The organism is Pseudomonas sp. CAU 1711, from assembly GCF_039888625.1.
GTDB lineage: Bacteria > Pseudomonadota > Gammaproteobacteria > Pseudomonadales > Pseudomonadaceae > Aquipseudomonas.
This window is the reverse complement of record NZ_JBDQQT010000001.1, coordinates 67,160-85,881: the sequence shown is the minus strand read 5'-3', so window position 1 is coordinate 85,881 and position 18,722 is coordinate 67,160. Positions and strand designations below refer to the sequence as shown.

The window sequence follows — 18,722 nt, the reverse complement described above, 5'->3', positions numbered from 1 at the left end:
CGGGGGTGAGGGATTCGCCCCGAGCCGCCTATCCGGCCCTCACCCCAACCCTCTCCCAGGGGGAGAGGGAGCTACGGACAGAAAAAAGGCCGCTTGCGCGGCCTTTTTCATCGCTCGAGCGATCAGGCGAACGGATGGCGCAGGACGATGGTCTCGTTGCGGTCCGGGCCGGTGGAGATGATGTCGATCGGCGCGCCGACCAGCTCTTCCACACGCTTGATGTAGGCGCGGGCGGCCGCCGGCAGCTCTTCCAGGCTCTTGGCGCCGACGGTGGACTCGCTCCAGCCCGGCATCTCCTCGTACACCGGCTGCAGGCCGATGTAGCTGTCGGCGTCGGTCGGTGCATCGACCAGCAGGTTGCCGGCGGCATCCTTGTAGCCGGTGCAGATGCGGATGGTGTCCAGGCCGTCGAGCACGTCCAGCTTGGTCAGGCACAGGCCGGAGATGCTGTTGATCTCGATGGCGCGACGCAGGATCACGGCGTCGAACCAGCCGCAGCGACGGGCGCGACCGGTGGTGGAGCCGAACTCGTGGCCCTTCTTGGCCAGGTAGGCGCCGGTGTCGTCGAACAGCTCGGTGGGGAACGGGCCGGAGCCGACACGGGTGGTGTAGGCCTTGGTGATGCCGAGGATGTAGTCCAGGTACAGCGGGCCGAAACCGGAACCGGTGGCGGTGCCGCCGGCGGTGGTGTTGGAGCTGGTCACGTAGGGGTAGGTGCCGTGGTCGATGTCCAGCAGCGAGCCCTGGGCGCCTTCGAACATGATGTCCTTGCCTTCGCGGCGCAGCTCGTGCAGCTCGGCGGTGACATCGGTCATCATCGGGCGCAGCTGCTCGGCGTAGGCCATGCACTCGTCCAGGGTGGCCTGGAAGTCGATGGCCGGTTCCTTGTAGTAATTGACCAGCACGAAGTTGTGGTAGTCCAGCAGCTCGCCCAGCTTGGAGGCGAAACGCTCGCGGTGGAACAGGTCGCCGACGCGCAGGCCGCGACGCGCCACCTTGTCTTCGTAGGCCGGGCCGATGCCACGGCCGGTGGTGCCGATCTTGGCGTCGCCACGGGCCTTCTCGCGGGCCTGGTCGAGAGCCACGTGGTAGGACAGGATCAGCGGGCAGGACGGACTGATGCGCAGGCGCTCGCGCACCGGCACGCCCTTCTCCTCCAGCTTGGTGATCTCGCGCATCAGGGCGTCGGGGGCGACCACCACGCCGTTGCCGATCAGGCAGCGCACGCCCTCGCGCAGGATGCCGGACGGGATCAGGTGCAGCACGGTCTTCTCGCCGTCGATGACCAGGGTGTGGCCGGCGTTGTGGCCACCCTGATAGCGCACCACCGCGGCGGCCTGCTCGGTCAGCAGGTCGACGATCTTGCCCTTGCCCTCATCACCCCACTGGGTGCCCAGGACGACGACATTCTTACCCATAACACTTGTCCTCTCTCGGAAAGCTCGATGCCGGCCAGCGCCGGCGGAAACCATCAGGACGCCAGCGGCGCCACTTGCCAACGTCCGTCGCGCAGCTGCAGCTGGCGGTCGCAACCGGCCTCGCGCGCGGCCTGCTCATCCTGCCCCGGCAGGGCCTGGACCACCCGTTCACCCTCGCCGCGCAGGCGCTGCACGGCCTGCCACAGGTACGGGTCGTGATGATCCGGCGCCCAGACACCGGCGGCCTGCGCCTCGGCCTGCATGTCGCCGAGGGTGACCAGGGTCTTCAGGTCGGTGGAGAAACCGGTGGCCGGGCGCGCCCGGCCGAAATTGCCGCCGACGTCGTCGTAGCGGCCGCCCTGGGCGATGGACTCGCCGACGCCCGGCACGAAGGCGGCGAACACCACGCCGGTGTGATAGTGGTAGCCGCGCAGCTCGCCGAGGTCGAAGTACAGCGGCAGCTCGGGATAGCGCAGCTCCAGCTGGTCGGCGATGGCCACCAGCTGGTCCAGCGCCGCATGCACTTCGGCCGGTGCCTCGACCAGGGCCGCCTGGGCCAGGTCGAGCACCTCGCGCCCGCCGCACAGCTCGGCCAGCGCGCGCAGCATGTTGGCCAGCAGCGGCTGCAGGGTCGCGGTGAGGCCGTCGACCTCGTCGACCGCCTTGCGCTGCAGGGCGTCGAACAGCTGCTGCTCGCTCTCGCCGGACAGGCCGGCGGCGCGGGCCAGGCCACGGTAGATGCCGACATGGCCGAGGTCCATGTGCACGTCGGGCACACGGGCCAGCGCCAGGGTGTCGAGCATCAGGCTGATGACTTCCACGTCGCTGGCCGGACTGGCGTCGCCATACAGCTCGGCGCCGAGCTGGATCGGGCTGCGCGAGGTGGCCAGGGCGCGCGGCTTGGCGTGCAGCACGCTGCCGGCGTAGCACAGGCGGGTCGGGCCTTCGCGACGCAGGCTGTGCGCGTCCATCCGCGCCACCTGCGGGGTGATGTCGGCACGGAAGCCCATCTGCCGTCCGGACAGCGGATCGGTCACCTTGAAGGTGCGCAGATCCAGGTCCTGGCCGGCACCGGTGAGCAGGGATTCCAGATATTCGATATGCGGGGTGACGACGAACTCGTAGCCCCAGCGCTGGAACAGGTCCAGCACCTGGCGGCGCGCCGTCTCGATCAGTGCCGCTTCCGGCGGCAGTACTTCTTCGATGCCATCTGGCAGCAGCCAGCGGTCTACCGTTGCCATTTCGCCATTCCCCTCTCGGTCCGGGCGGCAGCCTTCAGTGAAGCAGATACAGGAGGGCGGTCCCCAGCAGCATGCTGGCCAGCCCCATGAGGCGCAGCTGACGGTCGGACAGCTGCGTCAGTTGCGCGATAGCTCCGCGCCAACGTCGCGGATAGAGGAAGGGCAGGATGCCTTCCAGCACCAACATCAGACAAAAGGCGATGCCCAGTTCCTGCCACATGATTCCCGCAGACGCAAAAAAGCCGGGCAATTTCCCGGCTGACCCATGATAACACGTTTTCCCCGGCGGTCACCCCGGCACGGCCGAACGGCCATGCCGGGGCGGCACGATCAGGGCTTGGACTGCTGCAGGTAGCGGAAGAACTCGCTGTCCGGATCCAGCACCAGCACGTCGCTCTTGTTGGCGAAGCTGTCGCGGTAGGCACCCAGGCTGCGGTAGAAGGCGTAGAACTCCGGATCCTGACCGTAGGCCTTGGCATAGATGGCGGCCGCCTTGGCGTCGCCGTCACCGCGAATCTCCTGGGACTCGCGATAGGCCTCGGCGACTATCACACGCTTCTGCCGGTCGGCGTCGGCGCGGATGCCCTCGGCCAGCTCGCGGCCCTTGGCGCGGTGCTCGCGGGCCTCGCGCTCACGCTCGGAGCTCATGCGGTCGAACACGCTGCGGTAGACCTCCTTGGGCAGGTCGATGGCCTTGACCCGCACGTCCACCACCTCGATGCCCAGCTCCTTCTGCGCCATGCCGTTGAGCGACTTGGTGATCGCCGCCATCAGCAGGTCGCGCTCGCCGGACACCACCTCGTGCAGGGTACGGGTACCGAACTGGTTGGCCAGGGCGGTGATCAGGCGCTGTGACAGGCGGTCGTCGGCGATCTGGCGCAGGCCGGAGGTTGCGGTGTAGTAACGCTCGGCGTCGGCCACCTTCCACTTGGCGTAGGCGTCGACCATCACCGCCTTCTTCTCCTTGGTCAGGATGCGCTGGATCGGCGACTCCAGGGTCAGCAGGCGGGCGTCGAACTTGCGCACCTGGTTCATCACCGGCACCTTGAAGTGCAGGCCCGGCTGCACGTCCGGGTTCTGGATCTTACCGAACTGCAGCAGCACCGCCTTTTCCGTCTGATAGACGATGTACAGGCTGTTCCAGGCCAGGATGGCGAGCACCACACCGCCGATCAGGGCGAACAGGGACTTGTTGTTCATCAGCGGCTCTCCCTCGAACGCAGGTCACGCTGCTGCATGTCCTTGATAATGCGCGAGCTGGCGTCGTTGCCCGAGCCAGACACGGCGCTGGTGGGCGCAACGGGGCGTGACTCGATCATCTTGTCCAGCGGCAGATAGAGCAGGTTGTTCTGCCCGCTCTTGCCGGTCACCAGAATCTTGCTGGTGTTGCCGAAGACTTCCTGCATGGTGTCCAGGTACAGGCGCTGACGGGTCACCTCCGGCGCCTTGCGGTACTCGGTCAGCAGCTTGCCGAAGCGATCCGCCTCACCCTCGGCGCGCGCCACCACCTCGTCGCGATAGCCGTTGGCGTCTTCTAGGATGCGCTGGGCCTGACCACGGGCCTCGGGCACCACGCCGTTGGCGTAGGTCTCGGCCTGGTTCTTCTCGCGCTGCTCGTCCTCGCGGGCGCGGATCACGTCGTCGAAGGCGTCCTTGACTTCGGCCGGCGCGGTGGCGCGCTGGATGTTGACCTGGGTCACGGTGATGCCGGTGCCATAGTCGTCGAGGAAGCCCTGCAGGCGCTGGCTGACGTCCTGGCCCATCTGCTCGCGGCCGAGGGTGATCACCTCGTCCATCGAGGTGGAACCGGCGACATGGCGCAGGGCACTCTCGGTGGCGTGTTGCAGGCTGACCTCGGGGGCGTCGACGTTGAGCACGAAGTTCTTCAGGTTGCTGATCTTGTACTGCACGGTCAGCGGCACCTCGACGATGTTCTCGTCCTCGGTGAGCATCTGCCCCTGCAGCGAGAAGGAGCGCTCGCGGGTGACGTTCTCCTGGAACTTCTTCTCGAAGGGCGGGAAGTACAGGCTCAGGCCCTGCTCCACGGTGCGGTCGTACTGGCCGAGCTGGAGGATCACCGCCTGCTCCTGGGCATCGACTATATACACGGCGTTCCACAGCCAGACCGCGAACAGCAGGGCCGCGCCTATGCCGAGCAGGCCCCAGCCGCCGCCCTGGCCGTCGCCATCGCGTTTCTTGCCGCCGCCGAAGATGCCGTTGAGGCTCTCCTGCAGTTTACGGAAGGCCTCGTCGAGATCCGGCGGGCCCTGGCGTCCACCGCCCTTGCGGCCGCCCCAGGGATCCTGGTTGTTCGAGTTGCCACCCGGCTCGTTCCAAGCCATAGCGCTCTCCATCTGATAAAGCGAAGACGCGCCCGCGGCGCGCCGCCCAATGCTACCGAAGCCCCCGGGTCGTCGCAAAAGCGACGGGCCGGGCTTTATTGCAAAGTGTGTTGTTCGAGGAAGTCCTGCGGCTTCAGGCCTTCGCGACTGACCAGGCGGTTGAGCTCGGCACGCGGCAGGCGGATCGACAGCAGGGTATCGCCGGCCTCGTCGTGCGCCTCGCTCTGCACCGCGTTGAGCGCGAAGAACTGCGCGCGCAGGCGACCGAGACGCTGCGGCAGGCGCAGGGTGCCGACGAACATGTCCTCGCCGAGCAGCTCGGCCACCGCCTGGCGCAGCAGGTCGAGGCCACGCCCGTCGCGCGCCGACAGCCACACCCGCTCCGGCTTGCCGTCGCCGTCGCGCTGGATCTGCGACTCCACGCCATCGAGCAGGTCGATCTTGTTGTACACCTCGAGCATCGGCAGCTCGCCGGCGCCAATCTCGCCGAGCACAGCCATGACCTGCTCCATCTGCTGCTCGCGCTCGGGCTCGTGGGAGTCGATCACATGCAGCAGCAGGTCGGAGTTGCTCGATTCCTCCAGCGTGGCGCGGAAGGCCTCCACCAGCTTGTGCGGCAGGTGACGGATGAAACCCACGGTGTCGGCCAGCACCACCGGCCCCAGGTCGTCCAGCTCGAGCCGGCGCAGGGTCGGGTCGAGGGTGGCGAACAGCTGGTCGGCGGCGTAGACCTCGGAGGTGGTCAGCGCGTTGAACAGGGTGGACTTGCCGGCGTTGGTGTAGCCGACCAGCGATACCGAGGGAATGTCGGCGCGCCTGCGCCCGCGGCGCGCCTGCTCGCGCTGGCTGCGCACCTTCTCCAGCTTCTGCTTGATCTGGCGAATGCGCACGCGCAGCAGGCGGCGGTCGGTTTCCAGCTGGGTCTCGCCCGGGCCGCGCAGGCCGATACCGCCCTTCTGCCGCTCCAGGTGGGTCCAGCCGCGCACCAGCCGCGTGCTCATGTGGTCCAGCTGGGCCAGTTCGACCTGCAGCTTGCCCTCGTGGGTGCGGGCACGCTGGGCGAAGATGTCGAGGATCAGCCCGGTGCGGTCCAGCACGCGACACTCGAACACGCGCTCGAGGTTGCGCTCCTGGCTGGGCGTGAGGCTGTGGTTGAAGATCACCAGCTCGGCCTCGGCCTCCTTGACCAGGTCGCGCAGCTCCTCGACCTTGCCGCTGCCGATCAGGAACTTGGCCGTGGGCATGTGACGCGACACGGTGACCAGGGCCACCATGTCCGCGCCGGCGGACAGCGCGAGGTCCTGGAACTCCTGCGGGTCTTCGGCCGCCTCGGGGTTACTGCCTTCCAGGTGAACGAGAATGGCCCGTTCACCGCCACCGTGACGCTCGAAGAACAAGTCAGGCTCCTATCAGACGTTGCCCGGCTCGGCCTGCTCGCCCTCGGAGGCGCTGGGCAGACGTACCGGACGGCTCGGCACCACGGTGGAAATGGCGTGCTTGTAGACCATCTGGCTGACAGTGTTCTTCAGCAAAATCACGAACTGGTCGAAGGATTCGATCTGGCCCTGCAGCTTGATGCCGTTCACCAGATAGATGGAAACCGGTACGCGTTCCTTACGCAGGGTATTCAGGTAAGGGTCTTGTAGCGAATGCCCTTTTGACATGTGCCGCACTCCTTAAAGGTTTCAAATGTAGTAAAGCAAAGTTGGCTTATGCCGTATCAGCCTCAAAAGCCAAGGATAGACGGCGAATAGACGGGCCCCATCACAATATGGAGACCGCCTCCAGGTATTTCAAGGCACGCGACAGATTGTCGCCGGCCTGGCTGTCCAGCCATTCCAGGCCCGTCCAGCCACGCAGCCAGGTGAACTGACGCTTGGCCAGTTGCCGCGTGGCGATGATGCCGCGCTCCTGCATGGCCTCGCGGGTCAGGCTGCCTTCCAGATGTTCCCACACCTGGCGATAACCCACCGCGCGAATCGAGGGCAGGCCGACGTGCAGGTCCCCGCGCCGGCGCAGCGCTTCGACCTCTTCGACGAAGCCTTGTTCCAGCATCAGGCGAAAGCGCAGCGCGATGCGCTCGTGCAACACCCGGCGCTCGGAAGGAGCTATGGCGAATTGCGCCACAGTATAAGGCAATTGTCCCGCGCCCAGCGCCTCTGGCCCGGCATTTTGCGCCGTTTGCCGGCGGCGGTGCTCGGTCATGCTCAGGCCGCTGAGCCGATGGACTTCCAGGGCCCGGGTCAGGCGCTGCGGGTCGTTGGGGTGGATGCGTGCCGCCGACTCGGGGTCGACCCGCGCCAGCTCGCGATGCAGCGCCTCCCAGCCCTCGGCGGCGGCCCGGGCCTCCAGCTCGGCGCGCACCTGCGGATCGGCGCCGGGCATATCGGCCAGCCCCTCCAGCAATGCCTTGTAATAGAGCATGGTGCCGCCGACCAGCAGGGGAATGCGCCCGCGCGCCGTGGCCTCGGCCATGGCCGCCAGGGCATCGGCGCGAAACTCGGCGGCCGAATAGCTCTCGGCCGGATCGCGGATATCGACCAGGCGGTGCGGGTAACGCGCCAGGGTGGCCTTGTCCGGCTTGGCCGTGCCTATGTCCATGCCGCGGTAGATCAGCGCCGAATCGACGCTGATCAGCTCGCAGGGCAGCACGTCGGCCAGGGCCAGGGCCAGGTCGGTCTTGCCGGCGGCGGTGGGGCCCATCAGGAAGATGGCGGGAGGCAGGGACTGGCTCATGGCAATGGCGCGACCTCAGCGGCCGCGCAGGAACAGCTTGTCGAGATCGTCCATGCCCAGCTGGGTCCAGGTCGGTCGGCCATGGTTGCACTGGCCGCTGCGCTCGGTGCTTTCCATATCGCGCAGCAGGGCGTTCATCTCCGGCAGGGTCAGGCGCCGATTGGCGCGCACCGCGCCGTGACAGGCCATGGTCGCCAGCAGCTCGTTGAGATGGGCCTGGATGCGGTCGCTGGTGCCGTACTCCAGCAAGTCGGCGAGCACGTCGCGCACCAACTGGGTGGCCTCGGCCTGCTTGAGCAGCGCCGGGATCTGGCGGATCGCCAGGCTCTCCTCGCCCAGGCGCTGCAGCTCGAAGCCCAGGCGCTGGAACCACTGCGCGTGTTCCTCGGCGCAGTCGGCCTCGCGCTGGCTCAGGGCGATGGATTCCGGCACCAGCAGCGGCTGGCCACGCAGGCCCTCGCAGGCCATGGCGGTCTTCAGCCGCTCGTAGGTGATGCGCTCGTGGGCCGCGTGCATGTCCACCAGCACCATGCCCTGGGCGTTCTCGGCGAGGATGTAGACGCCCTTGAGCTGGGCCAGGGCGTAGCCCAGCGGCGGGATGTCGCCCTGGGTCTGCGGCAGCGCGGCCGGCTGCTCGGGTAGCGGCGCGAAGTACTCGCGGTAGGCGCCCTGGGCCTCGGCCTGAGGGATGGCCGGCTGCGGCCGCGGCGTCTGATAGCCGGCACCGGCGGAGCGCCACACGGAGTCGGGCTGGGCCTGGGGCTGCTCCAGCACCTGGGCGGCGGAGAGGCCCATCTCGCCCTGCGGACCAAACTCGCCGGCCGCGAGCCCCGTGGGACGCACGATCTGCCCCAGCGCCGCCGGCGCGGCCAGCTGATCCTCCGGGCGCACCTCGCCGAGGGCACGGTGCAGGGTGCCGTAGAGGAAGTCGTGGACCATGCGGCTGTCGCGGAAGCGCACCTCGTGCTTGGTCGGGTGCACGTTGACGTCGACCACGCCCGGGTCGATCTCGAGGAACAGCACGAAGGTCGGATGCCGGCCGTTGAACAGCACGTCGCGGTAGGCCTGACGCACAGCGTGGGCGACCAGCTTGTCGCGCACCATGCGCCCGTTGACATAGAAGTACTGCAGGTCGGCCTGGCTGCGCGAGAAGGTCGGCAGGCCGACCCAGCCCCACAGGCGCAGGCCACTGCGTTCCACCTCGATCGGCAGGGCCTGTTCGAGGAAGGCCGGGCCACAGACGCTGGCCACGCGACGGGCACGGCCGATCTCGTCGGGCGCCTCATGCAGGGCGAATACCGTCTTGCCGTTGTGGCGCAGGTGGAAGGCCACGTCGAAGCGCGCCAGCGCGAGCTTCTTGATCACGTCCTGCAGGTGATCGAACTCGGTCTTCTCGGCACGCAGGAACTTGCGCCGCGCCGGGGTGTTGAAGAACAGGTCGCGCACCTCCACCGAAGTACCGACCGGGTGCGCCGCGGGTTGCACCCGCGCCTCCATGTCGCGACCCTCGGTCTCCACCTGCCAGGCCTGCTCGGCGTCGGCGGTGCGCGAGGTCATGGTCAGGCGTGCCACCGAGCTGATCGAGGCCAGCGCCTCGCCGCGGAAACCCAGGCTGCAGACCGCCTCCAGGTCCTCCAGCTCGCGGATCTTGCTGGTGGCATGACGGGCCAGGGCCAGCGGCAGGTCGTCGGCGGGAATGCCGCTGCCGTCGTCGCGAATGCGCAGCAGCTTGATGCCGCCCTGCTCGACCTCCACCTCGATGCGCCGGGCGCCGGCGTCCAGGCTGTTCTCCAGCAGTTCCTTGGCCACCGAGGCGGGGCGCTCGACCACCTCGCCGGCGGCGATCTGGTTGGCCAGCCGCGGACTCAGCAGCTGGATGCGTGGCGGCGCACTCATGGCTGGGCCGCCAGGGCGGTGGCCGGAATGCTCAGGGTCTGGCCGACCTTGATCACGTCGCTGCGCAGGGCGTTGGCGCTGCGCAGCGCGCTGAGGCTGACCTGGTAGCGCTGGGCGATCAGCGCCAGGCTCTCGCCGGAGGACACCACGTGCTCGCGCGGCCCCATGGCGATCTTGCCCTGGTCGCGCAGCTGGGCAATGTAGGTGCCGGGCGGCGGATTCTGCTCGAAGAACTGCCGCACCCCGGTGGTGATGGAGCGGGCCAGGGCCTGCTGGTGCGCCACGGTGGACAGCTTGTTGGCCTCGTTCGGATTGGAGATGAAGCCGGTCTCCACCAGAATCGAGGGAATGTCCGGCGACTTCAGCACCATGAAACCGGCCTGCTCGACCCGACGCTTGTGCAGCGGGGTGATGCCGCCCATCTGGCTCAGCACCTTCTGCCCGACATTCAGGCTGGAGGACAGGGTCGCGGTCATCGATAGGTCGAGCAGCACGCCGGCCAGCACCCGGTCCTTGTCGTCCAGGCTGACGCTGCCGGCGCCGCCGATCAGGTCGGACTGGTTCTCGGCATCGGCCAGCCAACGCGCGGTCTCGGAGGTCGCGCCGCGATCCGACAGGGCGTAGACCGAGGCACCGAAGGCGGCGGCGCGCGGAGCGGCGTCGGCGTGGATGGAGACGAACAGGTCGGCGCCCTTCTTGCGCGCGATCTCGGTGCGCTTGCGCAGCGGAATGAAGTAGTCGCCGGTGCGCACCAGCTCGCCACGGAAGCCCTTCTGCCCGTTGATCTGGCGCTGCAGCTCCTTGGCGATGGCCAGGGTCACGTTCTTCTCGTACAGCTTGCGCCCCGGGCCGAGGGCGCCCGGGTCCTCGCCACCGTGGCCGGCGTCGATGGCGATGACGATATCGCGGTTGCCGCCCGCGACCGGCGGCAGCGTGGTCGAGGCGCCCGGCACGCCGGCCACCTGCACCGGCGCAGTAGCGCTGGCGGGCGTCTGGGCGACCTGCGGAGCCTGGGGCGCGCTCGGCGCGGCGGACTCCTGGTCGAACAGATCGACGACCAAGCGGTGGCCGTACTGCTGGTTGGGCGCCAGGGTGAAGCTCTTCGGCGTGACCATGGCGGACAGGTCGAGCACCAGGCGCAGGTCGCTGGCGCTGCGCTGCGCCGAGCGGATGCCGGTGATCGGGGTATTGCCCAGCGACAGCTGGTCCAGCTTGGTCGACAGCTGGGCGCCACTGACGTCGATGACGATGCGGTTGGGCGCGGCCAGGGTGAACACGCTGTGCTGCACCGGCCCGGACAGGTCGAAGACCAGGCGGGTGTTGTCGGGAGCGCGCCACAGGCGCACGCTGCGGATTTCGGAGGCGGCCAGGACGTCGGCGGCCAAGGTCGCCAGCATCAAACCCACACTGCCCAGCAGCGCCCGCATGCGCATAGCCTTCCCCATCTTTCTTAAACTCTTATAAGGCAGCACACCACGCCTCGGCCCGCGCGCCATGTGGCTGCAACTGCAGCGCACGACCGACTCCATGCGGGCTAATGGTAATGTCCAGGTCCGCCTTTGGCAAAACGCCGACGCCACGCTCGGGCCACTCGATCAGGCACAGGGCATCGCCCTCGAAATAGTCGCGGATGCCGAGGAACTCCAGCTCCTCCGGGTCGGCCAGGCGGTACAGGTCGAAGTGGAAGACCCGCATCGCGCCCAGCTCATAGGGCTCGACCAGGGTGAAGGTCGGACTCTTCACCGCGCCGCCATGGCCCAGCCCGCGCAGGATGCCGCGCGACAGGGTGGTCTTGCCGGCGCCGAGGTCGCCATGCAGGTAGATCACCCCGCGACCGCCGGTCGCCCGGGCTATGCGCCCCCCCAGCTCGAGCATGGCGTCTTCGCTCTCGGCATACAGAGTGGTCACAGACACGGGCAATGCTCCTGCAAAAGCTGACGAATGGTCGGGATCAGATCGCTGGCCGCCAGGCCCCGGCCCTGCACGCCCAGGCGCTGGCCGGCGGTCGCATGCAGCCAGACGCCGAGGGCGGCTGCGTCGAAGGCGTCCAGCCCCTGGCCGCGCAGGGCGCCGATCAGGCCGGCCAGCACATCGCCGAGGCCGGCGCCGGCCATAGCCGGGTGGCCGCGATCACAGAGCAGCAGACGGCCATCCGGCGCGGCCACCAGGCTGCCGGCACCCTTAAGCACCACCACAGCCTGGTACTTGCGCGCCAGGGCCAGGGCGGCGGCTGGCCGGTCGGCCTGCACCTCGGCGCTGGAGCTGCCGAGCAGGCGCGCCGCCTCGCCGGGATGCGGGGTGATCACACTATCGGCGGGCAACTCGACGGCGCCCGCCGCCAGCAGATTGAGCGCATCGGCGTCCCACACCTGCGCCCGCCCGCTGGCCAGCGCGGCGCTGAGCAGGCTGCGCCCCCAGGCCTGCTGACCGAGGCCGGGGCCGACCACCAGCAGATCGGCGCGCCGGCACAGCTCGACCAGCTGGTAGGTCGACTCGGTCGCCTGGCACATCACTTCGGGCAGGCGCGCCAGACTGGCAGCCAGATGCTCGCCGCGGGTCGCCAGGGACACCAGCCCGGCGCCAGCGCGCAGCGCGCTCTCGGCGGCGAGCAGGGCGGCGCCGCCGAAGCCGCGGTCGCCGCCTATCACCAGCACATGGCCGAAGCCGCCCTTGTGTGCGGTGCGTGCGCGTGGCGGCAAAAGCGGCACGGCGGTGCCGGCCAGACGCAGAGCCGTAAAGGGTTGCTGTGCGACCAGCTGCGCGTCGGCCTGCAAATCGTCGAACTGCAGCTCGCCGATCCAGTCCGGCGCGGCGCCGGTGAACAGGCCGAGCTTGAGACCGATAAAGGTCACAGTCAGGTCGGCGCGTACCGCCTGGTCGGCCACCCGGCCGCTATCGGCGCACAGGCCGGTCGGTATATCCACCGCCAGCACCGGCAGGCCGGAGGCGTTGATCGCCAGGGCGGCCGCCGCATAGGCCGGGCGCAGCTCGCCCTGGAAACCGGTGCCGAGCAGGGCGTCGACCAGCACGCCACGCAGCGCGGCGCCCTCGCCCCAGGCCTCGATGGCCACGCCGGCCGCCAGCGCCGCATCGCGGGCCAGGGCGGCATCGCCGGCCAGCTGCTCCGGGGCGCCGAGCGCCAGCACGCGCACACCCCAGCCGGCCCGTTGCGCCAGCTCGGCGATCAGGTAGCCGTCGCCGCCGTTGTTGCCGGCACCTGCCAGCACCGTCACTTCTCCGGACTGCGGCCAGCGCCGACGCAGGGCGCGCCAGGCGGCATGGGCGGCACGCCGCATCAGCTCGAAGCCGGGTGTACCGGCGGCGATCAAGCGGGCATCCAGGTCGCGCACCTGGGCGGCGCTATACAGCGGTAGGGGCAAGGCGTCGTCGGCAGGCATGGCTCGGCGGCTCGGGGCTGGGTCTGGCAGAATTATACCCATCTCCCCTGCCGCGCCGCCCATCATGTCCGACCACATCCCCGATCTCGCCCAACTGGCCCAGTCCATCAAGGACTGGGGCCGCGAGCTGGGCTTCCAGCAGGTGGGCATCACGGGCGTCGAACTGGGCGAGCACGAGCGGCACCTGCAGCGCTGGCTGGAGGCCGGCTATCAGGGCGAGATGGACTATATGGCCGCCCACGGCAGCAAGAGATCCCATCCGGACCAGCTGGTGCCCGGCACATTGCGGGTGGTGTCGCTGCGCATGGACTACCTGCCCGGCGACACCCAGATGGCCCAGCGCTTGGCCGAGCCGGAGCGGGCCTACGTGTCGCGCTACGCACTGGGCCGCGACTACCACAAGCTGGTGCGCAAGCGCCTGCAGCAACTGGCCGAGCGCATCCAGGCGGCCATCGGCCCATTCGGCTACCGCGCCTTCGTCGACAGCGCGCCGGTGCTGGAGAAGGCCATCGCCGAGCAGGCCGGGCTCGGCTGGATCGGCAAGAACACCCTGGTGCTCAACCGCAAGGCCGGCAGCTGGTTCTTCCTCGGCGAGCTGTTCGTCGATATTCCGCTGCCGCTGGACGAGCCACATGCCGGCGAACACTGCGGGCGCTGCACGGCCTGCCTGGATATCTGCCCGACCCAGGCCTTCGTCGGCCCCTATGTGCTGGATGCGCGGCGCTGCATCTCCTACCTGACCATAGAGCTCAAGGGCGCCATCCCCGAGGAGCTGCGCGCGGCCATCGGCAACCGCGTGTTCGGCTGCGACGACTGCCAGATCGTCTGCCCCTGGAACCGCTTCGCCCGCCCCACCGAGCAGGGCGACTTCCAGCCGCGCCACGGCCTGGACAGCGGCGGCCTGGTCGAGCTGTTCCGCTGGACGGAAGAGGAGTTCCTGGCCCGCACCGAGGGCTCGCCGCTGCGCCGCGCCGGCTACGAGCGCTGGCTACGCAACCTGGCCGTGGGCCTGGGCAACGCGCCCTCGACGATACCGGTGCTGGAAGCGCTGCGGGCGCGCCGCGAGCATCCATCGGCGCTGGTGCGCGAGCATGTCGAATGGGCCCTGGCCCGGCATGGACTGCGCAGCGGCAAGCCTCAAGCGGCAAGCGGCAAGTAGAAGCACCTCGCCTCCGGCCACGACATGGGGGCTTCGCGTGGCAAGCCGCCAAGCTGCCGACCCACCACCACCCCGCTTTACTTGCAGCTTGTGGCTTGCCGCTTGAAGCGCCTCCTCAGACCTTGAGGAAGTGCTGGCGGTAGTGTCTGAGCTCGGCGATGGACTCGCGAATATCGTCCAGCGCCAGATGGGTGCCCTGCTTCTGGAACGAGTCCTTGACCTGCGGCGCCCACATGCCGGCGAGTATCTTCAGGGTCGAGACATCCAGGTAGCGGTAGTGGAAGTAGGCCTCCAGGGCCGGCATGTACTTGTAGAGGAAGCGCCGATCCTGACCGATGCTGTTGCCGCAGATCGGCGACTTGCCCTTGGGCACCCACTGTTCGAGGAAGGCGATGGTCTGCGCCTCGGCGGCGGCGGTGTCTATCTTGCTGTCACGCACGCGCTGGGTCAGGCCGCTCTCGCCATGGGTGCGGGTGTTCCACTCGTCCATCCCGGCCAGCACCGCATCGCCGTGGTGGATGGCGATCGCAGGGCCCTCCGCCAGCACGTTGAGATCGCTGTCGGTGACTATGGTGGCGATCTCGATGATGACGTCCCGCTCCGGTTCCAGCCCGGTCATTTCCAGGTCGATCCAGATCAGGTTGTTGGGGTTCTGCGGCATGGCGTTCTGCTCCTGTGCGAATGCCGGCAGTTTAGCCGTTCACAGATGCCAGAGCAGCAGGCGCGAGGCGCGCCAGTCGTGCAGCTCGATGACTTCGCCGGCCGGCACCCCCGGCACCTCGAAGCTGTTGCTGATCAGCAGGCTGCCCGGGCGCATCTCCCGCCGCGCCTTGGCCCAGAGTTCAGCCATGGGCGCGGGGGAGAGAAAGCAGTAGACCGCGTCGTAGTCGCCCAGCGGCTCGTCCCATAGGCTGCGATAGCGCACCCGGCAGTTGCGGTGCGGCAGGCAGCGCAGCCAGGCCAGGAGGAACGGCAACGGCGCCGTCTCCACCCCGACCAGGCGCGCCCGCGGGTAGTCGCGGGCCAGCTGCACCAGGGCGCCGCCCAGGCCACAGCCGAGATCGACGAAGCGAAAGTCCGCCGGCAACCCGACCAGACGCTCGCTCAGACGCCGACGGGTACGCGCGCCACTGAGGTAGAGCGGCACCCGCTCGCGAAAACTGTTCCAGTTGACCAGCAGCAGCAACAGGAAGGCGGCGAGAAACCACCAGGCCGGCCAGGCGCGGCCGTGCAGCGCCAGCAGCGCCGGCACGAAGGCCAGATTGAGCGGCAGCCACCAACGCCGCAGGCCGAGACCGTGGCCGAGCGCCGCGGCCAGCGCGCCCTGGCCCAGCGCCGCCTGCCACAGGCTCGGGCGCCAGTCGCCGAGCCGCGCCAGGGCGAGCAGCAGCGCGGCCACGCCGAGCAGAGCCAGGAGCTGGGCCAGCAGGGCGAGCAATGCGGGGGAGCGGGTGCGCAGGCGTTCGAGCATGCGCCCGTTGTACCACGCGGGCCGCACGGAGGCTCGTGCTAAACTCGCCGCCGTTTTCTCACCCACCGGAAAGGCCATGGCCAAACGCCAACTGACCCGCCGCCAGAGCTGGCGCATCGAAAAAGTCCAGGAGGAGCGCGCCGCCCGCGCGGCCAAGCGCGAATCGCGCCTGTTGGAAGAGCTGGAAGGCGGTGACCTGGGCCCGGAGCAGACCGGCCTGGTGATCGCCCACTTCGGCGTACAGGTCGAGGTCGAGACCCTGGAGGGCGAGCGGGTCGGCCAGGTGCAGCGCTGCCACCTGCGCGCCAACCTGCCGGCACTGGTCACCGGCGACCGGGTGGTGTGGCGCTCCGGCCACCAGGGCCACGGCGTGATAGTCGCGCAGCTGCCGCGCTCGTCCGAACTGTGCCGCCCGGATATGCGCGGCCAGCTCAAGCCGGTGGCCGCCAACGTCGACCTTCTGGTCATCGTCTTCGCCCCGCTGCCGCACCCGCACGCCAATCTGATCGACCGCTACCTGGTGGCCGCCGAGCATGCCGGCATCCGCCCACTGCTGCTGCTGAACAAGGCCGACCTGATCGACGACGAGAATGCACCGCACGTGGAGGGGCTGATCGACACCTACCGCCAGCTCGGCTACGAGCTGCAGGAAGTCTCGGCGCGCCAGGGCGGCGGCATGCAGCAGTTGCAGGCGCGCCTGGACGGCCATGTCAGCGTGTTCGTCGGCCAGTCCGGGGTGGGCAAGTCTTCGCTGGTCAACAGCCTGCTGCCGGGCGTGGACACCCGGGTCGGCGAGCTGTCGGAGGTCACCGGCAAGGGCACCCATACCACCACCACGGCGCGCCTGTTCCACTTCCCCGGCGGCGGCGAGCTGATCGACTCGCCCGGCATTCGCGAGTTCGGCCTGGTGCATGTCAGCCGGGACGACGTCGAGGCCGGTTTCATCGAGTTCCGCGACCTGCTCGGCACCTGTCGCTTCCGCGACTGCAAGCACGACCGCGAGCCCGGCTGCGCCCTGCTCCAGGCCCTGGAGGAGGGGCGCATCCAGCCGCAGCGCATGGCCAGCTACCGGCATATCCTGGCCAGCCTGCCCGAACCCGAGTACTGATACGAAGAGGCCGCGACAAGCGCGGCCTCCTTCACTCGCGGGGCTGGTCGATCTGCAGGGTGCCGTCCTCGAAGATGTTCAGGCGCCGGCGCAGCTCGGCCGGCTGCGCCGGCTCGCCCGGCACACCAGCGTCCTGGCCGGGCGCGCTCGCCTCGGTGGGCGCCGCAGGCTCCGCGGGCTCGCCCAGGCCATCGCCATCCTGCTCGCCCTCGATGGCACGCTGGGCCTTCTTGGTCAGCACTATGATGTCGATGCGTCGGTTCACCGGGTTGAGCGGGTCGTTGCGGTCGAACAGCGCCGAGGAGGCGTACCCCACCACCCGCGCCACCCGCTCGTCCGGGTAGCCGCCGGCGACCAGGGTGCGCCGCGCCGCGTTGGCGCGATTGGCCGACAACTCCCAGTTGCCGAACTCGCCGCTGCCGGCGAAGGGCTTGGCGTCGGTGTGGCCGCTGACGCTGATCTTGTTCGGCACCGCCTTGATGGTCTCGGCAAGGATCAGCAGGATGTCCTCGAAATAGGGCTGCAGGCGCGCGCTGCCGAGGTCGAACATGGGCCGGTTCTCGGCGTCCATGATCTGGATGCGCAGGCCGTCCTGGGTGATCTCGAAGAGGATCTGGTCCTTGAACTTCTGCAGCTCGGGGTTCTCGTCGACCTTGGTCTGCAGCTCCTGCAGCAGCAGCTCCAGCCGTTCGCGCTCGACCTGTTCGGCCAGGCTCTCGGCCTGCTCCTTGTCGATCGCGGCCTGCTGGTCGGACTCGGAGTCCACCGTCGCGTCGGCGGCGTCCGGGGCATCCTTCATCTCCGGATTGAGGGTGCGATCCGGCGCCGGCGTCGGCGTGCCGCCCAGGTCGATGACATAGGGACTGGCGCTCTCGGTGAAGCCGATGGGGTCCTGAAAATAACCGGAGATGGCCTTCTTCTGCTCGGGCGTGGCCGAGGACATCAGCCACATCACCAGGAAAAAGGCCATCATGGCGGTAGCGAAGTCGGCGAAGGCGATCTTCCAGGCGCCACCATGGTGGCCACCGGCGGTCTTCTTGACCCGCTTGACCAGTATCGGCTGATTGTTCTCCATGGCTCAGTCTTGGTCAGTTGCCACGCATGGCCTGTTCGAGCTCGGTGAAGCTCGGCCGATGCGCCGGCAGCAGCACCTTGCGCCCGAACTCCACGGCCAGGGTCGGCGGCATGCCGGATGCGGAAGCGACCAGGGTGGCCTTGATCGCCTCGTACAGGTTCAGTTCCTCCTTGGCATCGTGTTCCAGGGCGCCGGCCAGCGGCGCGAAGAAGCCGTAGGAGGCGAGGATGCCGAGGAAGGTACCGACCAGGGCGGTGGCCACCTTCTCGCCGATCTGCGCGTTGTCGGCGGTGGCCAGGATCGACATGGTGATCACGATGCCCAGCACCGCCGCCACGATACCCATGGCCGGCATGCCGTCGGCCACCTTGGCCACCGCGTGGGCCGGGTGTTCGAGCTCCTCCTTGAGGCTGGTGATCTCCATGTCGAAGAGGTTCTCCAGTTCATGGGGCGCCATGTTGCCGCTGGACATGATGCGCAGGTAGTCGCAGATGAAGGCGGTCATCTGCGCGTCCTTGAGAATGGCCGGATACTTGCTGAAGATCGGACTGGCGTTGGGGTCTTCGACATCGGCCTCGATGGCCATCATGCCCTCGCGCCGGCTCTTGTTGAGGATCTCGTAGAGCAGCTTGAGCACTTCCAGATAGAAGGCATGGGTGAAGCGGCTGCTGAACATCGCCAGCGACTTCTTGAACACCGTCATGAAGGCGCTGCTGGGGTTGGCCTGGAGGAAGGCACCGAGGGCCGCACCGCCGATGATCATGACCTCGAAGGGATGCACCAGGGCCATGAGCTTGCCACCGGACAGGATGAAGCCGCCAAAGACGCAGCCGAAAACTACCAGGATGCCGACGATCTTGATCATGAAAATTGAGCTT

At 68.5% G+C, this 18,722-nt stretch carries 18 protein-coding genes; 2 read left to right on the top strand and 16 right to left on the bottom strand.

What is annotated here, in order from left to right; all coding sequences use genetic code 11:
* Positions 1-122: 122 nt before the first annotated feature.
* The 12 genes from AAFN46_RS00345 to AAFN46_RS00290 form a co-directional block, all read right to left on the bottom strand.
* Entirely contained in the window at positions 123-1,418 is a 1,296-nt protein-coding gene (locus tag AAFN46_RS00345) for an adenylosuccinate synthase (RefSeq protein WP_347806694.1), read from the bottom strand.
* Positions 1,419-1,471: 53 nt separating this feature from the next.
* Entirely contained in the window at positions 1,472-2,659 is a 1,188-nt protein-coding gene (locus AAFN46_RS00340; protein WP_347806693.1) for an ATP phosphoribosyltransferase regulatory subunit, read from the bottom strand.
* 34 nt (positions 2,660-2,693) lie between these two features.
* Complete coding sequence (locus AAFN46_RS00335) at positions 2,694-2,879, bottom strand: DUF2065 family protein (RefSeq protein WP_347806692.1); 186 nt, start codon at positions 2,877-2,879, stop codon at positions 2,694-2,696.
* 110 nt (positions 2,880-2,989) lie between these two features.
* Positions 2,990-3,859: a protease modulator HflC gene (gene hflC / locus AAFN46_RS00330; RefSeq protein ID WP_347806691.1), complete on the bottom strand. Its 870-nt coding sequence runs from the start codon at positions 3,857-3,859 to the stop codon at positions 2,990-2,992.
* A complete protein-coding gene (hflK, locus tag AAFN46_RS00325) occupies positions 3,859-5,001 on the bottom strand; it encodes an FtsH protease activity modulator HflK (RefSeq protein ID WP_347806690.1) in 1,143 nt (380 codons plus the stop codon). Before hflK ends, hflC begins: the two co-directional genes overlap by 1 nt.
* Before the next feature lie 95 nt (positions 5,002-5,096).
* Positions 5,097-6,398: a ribosome rescue GTPase HflX gene (hflX, locus tag AAFN46_RS00320; protein WP_347806689.1), complete on the bottom strand. Its 1,302-nt coding sequence runs from the start codon at positions 6,396-6,398 to the stop codon at positions 5,097-5,099.
* A 12-nt stretch (positions 6,399-6,410) separates the two neighbouring features.
* Positions 6,411-6,665 carry an RNA chaperone Hfq gene (gene hfq / locus AAFN46_RS00315; RefSeq protein WP_347806688.1) on the bottom strand — a complete coding sequence of 85 codons (255 nt, stop codon included), beginning with the start codon at positions 6,663-6,665 and terminating at the stop codon, positions 6,411-6,413.
* A 100-nt stretch (positions 6,666-6,765) separates the two neighbouring features.
* Complete coding sequence (miaA, locus tag AAFN46_RS00310; RefSeq protein WP_347806687.1) at positions 6,766-7,737, bottom strand: tRNA (adenosine(37)-N6)-dimethylallyltransferase MiaA; 972 nt, start codon at positions 7,735-7,737, stop codon at positions 6,766-6,768.
* Positions 7,738-7,752: 15 nt separating this feature from the next.
* On the bottom strand, positions 7,753-9,633 hold the full coding sequence (mutL, locus tag AAFN46_RS00305) for a DNA mismatch repair endonuclease MutL (RefSeq protein ID WP_347806686.1): 1,881 nt from the start codon (positions 9,631-9,633) through the stop codon (positions 7,753-7,755).
* Positions 9,630-11,078 (bottom strand): N-acetylmuramoyl-L-alanine amidase, encoded by a 1,449-nt coding sequence (locus tag AAFN46_RS00300; protein WP_347806685.1) that lies wholly within the window; start codon positions 11,076-11,078, stop codon positions 9,630-9,632. The genes mutL and AAFN46_RS00300 overlap by 4 nt, the downstream gene beginning before the upstream one ends.
* Before the next feature lie 13 nt (positions 11,079-11,091).
* Positions 11,092-11,547 carry a tRNA (adenosine(37)-N6)-threonylcarbamoyltransferase complex ATPase subunit type 1 TsaE gene (gene tsaE / locus AAFN46_RS00295; RefSeq protein WP_347806684.1) on the bottom strand — a complete coding sequence of 152 codons (456 nt, stop codon included), beginning with the start codon at positions 11,545-11,547 and terminating at the stop codon, positions 11,092-11,094.
* Complete coding sequence (locus tag AAFN46_RS00290) at positions 11,538-13,031, bottom strand: NAD(P)H-hydrate dehydratase (RefSeq protein WP_347806683.1); 1,494 nt, start codon at positions 13,029-13,031, stop codon at positions 11,538-11,540. The genes tsaE and AAFN46_RS00290 overlap by 10 nt, the downstream gene beginning before the upstream one ends.
* Positions 13,032-13,095: 64 nt before the next feature.
* Here AAFN46_RS00290 and queG point away from each other — a divergent pair, with 64 nt between their 5' ends.
* Complete coding sequence (queG, locus tag AAFN46_RS00285) at positions 13,096-14,190, top strand: tRNA epoxyqueuosine(34) reductase QueG (RefSeq protein WP_347806682.1); 1,095 nt, start codon at positions 13,096-13,098, stop codon at positions 14,188-14,190.
* Between the two features lie 115 nt (positions 14,191-14,305).
* On the opposite strand, the gene orn is transcribed toward queG, so the two are convergent.
* Entirely contained in the window at positions 14,306-14,851 is a 546-nt protein-coding gene (gene orn / locus AAFN46_RS00280; protein ID WP_347806681.1) for an oligoribonuclease, read from the bottom strand.
* A gap of 39 nt (positions 14,852-14,890) precedes the next feature.
* Positions 14,891-15,661, bottom strand: coding sequence for a class I SAM-dependent methyltransferase (locus AAFN46_RS00275; protein ID WP_347806998.1), 771 nt, complete (start codon positions 15,659-15,661; stop codon positions 14,891-14,893).
* 76 nt (positions 15,662-15,737) lie between these two features.
* Here AAFN46_RS00275 and rsgA point away from each other — a divergent pair, with 76 nt between their 5' ends.
* Positions 15,738-16,769 carry a small ribosomal subunit biogenesis GTPase RsgA gene (gene rsgA, locus AAFN46_RS00270; protein ID WP_347806680.1) on the top strand — a complete coding sequence of 344 codons (1,032 nt, stop codon included), beginning with the start codon at positions 15,738-15,740 and terminating at the stop codon, positions 16,767-16,769.
* Between the two features lie 31 nt (positions 16,770-16,800).
* Here rsgA and motB read toward each other — a convergent pair whose 3' ends face one another.
* Both motB and motA read right to left on the bottom strand, forming a co-directional pair.
* On the bottom strand, positions 16,801-17,844 hold the full coding sequence (gene motB / locus AAFN46_RS00265; protein ID WP_347806679.1) for a flagellar motor protein MotB: 1,044 nt from the start codon (positions 17,842-17,844) through the stop codon (positions 16,801-16,803).
* A 13-nt stretch (positions 17,845-17,857) separates the two neighbouring features.
* A complete protein-coding gene (gene motA / locus AAFN46_RS00260) occupies positions 17,858-18,709 on the bottom strand; it encodes a flagellar motor stator protein MotA (protein WP_347806678.1) in 852 nt (283 codons plus the stop codon).
* Positions 18,710-18,722: the final 13 nt, after the last annotated feature.

Excerpts from the sequence above, each read along its gene's own strand:
- hflC (WP_347806691.1), bottom strand. The coding sequence starts at position 3,859 with ATGAACAACAAGTCCCTGTTCGCCCTGATCGGCGGTGTGGTGCTCGCC.
- hflK (WP_347806690.1), bottom strand. The coding sequence starts at position 5,001 with ATGGCTTGGAACGAGCCGGGTGGCAACTCGAACAACCAGGATCCCTGG.
- miaA (WP_347806687.1), bottom strand. The coding sequence starts at position 7,737 with ATGAGCCAGTCCCTGCCTCCCGCCATCTTCCTGATGGGCCCCACCGCC.
- AAFN46_RS00300 (WP_347806685.1), bottom strand. The coding sequence starts at position 11,078 with ATGGGGAAGGCTATGCGCATGCGGGCGCTGCTGGGCAGTGTGGGTTTG.
- rsgA (WP_347806680.1), top strand. The coding sequence starts at position 15,738 with ATGGCCAAACGCCAACTGACCCGCCGCCAGAGCTGGCGCATCGAAAAA.
- motA (WP_347806678.1), bottom strand. The coding sequence starts at position 18,709 with ATGATCAAGATCGTCGGCATCCTGGTAGTTTTCGGCTGCGTCTTTGGC.
- motB (WP_347806679.1), bottom strand. The coding sequence starts at position 17,844 with ATGGAGAACAATCAGCCGATACTGGTCAAGCGGGTCAAGAAGACCGCC.
- mutL (WP_347806686.1), bottom strand. The coding sequence starts at position 9,633 with ATGAGTGCGCCGCCACGCATCCAGCTGCTGAGTCCGCGGCTGGCCAAC.
- orn (WP_347806681.1), bottom strand. The coding sequence starts at position 14,851 with ATGCCGCAGAACCCCAACAACCTGATCTGGATCGACCTGGAAATGACC.
- AAFN46_RS00340 (WP_347806693.1), bottom strand. The coding sequence starts at position 2,659 with ATGGCAACGGTAGACCGCTGGCTGCTGCCAGATGGCATCGAAGAAGTA.
- AAFN46_RS00290 (WP_347806683.1), bottom strand. The coding sequence starts at position 13,031 with ATGCCTGCCGACGACGCCTTGCCCCTACCGCTGTATAGCGCCGCCCAG.
- AAFN46_RS00275 (WP_347806998.1), bottom strand. The coding sequence starts at position 15,661 with ATGCTCGAACGCCTGCGCACCCGCTCCCCCGCATTGCTCGCCCTGCTG.
- hfq (WP_347806688.1), bottom strand. The coding sequence starts at position 6,665 with ATGTCAAAAGGGCATTCGCTACAAGACCCTTACCTGAATACCCTGCGT.
- AAFN46_RS00335 (WP_347806692.1), bottom strand. The coding sequence starts at position 2,879 with ATGTGGCAGGAACTGGGCATCGCCTTTTGTCTGATGTTGGTGCTGGAA.
- queG (WP_347806682.1), top strand. The coding sequence starts at position 13,096 with ATGTCCGACCACATCCCCGATCTCGCCCAACTGGCCCAGTCCATCAAG.
- AAFN46_RS00345 (WP_347806694.1), bottom strand. The coding sequence starts at position 1,418 with ATGGGTAAGAATGTCGTCGTCCTGGGCACCCAGTGGGGTGATGAGGGC.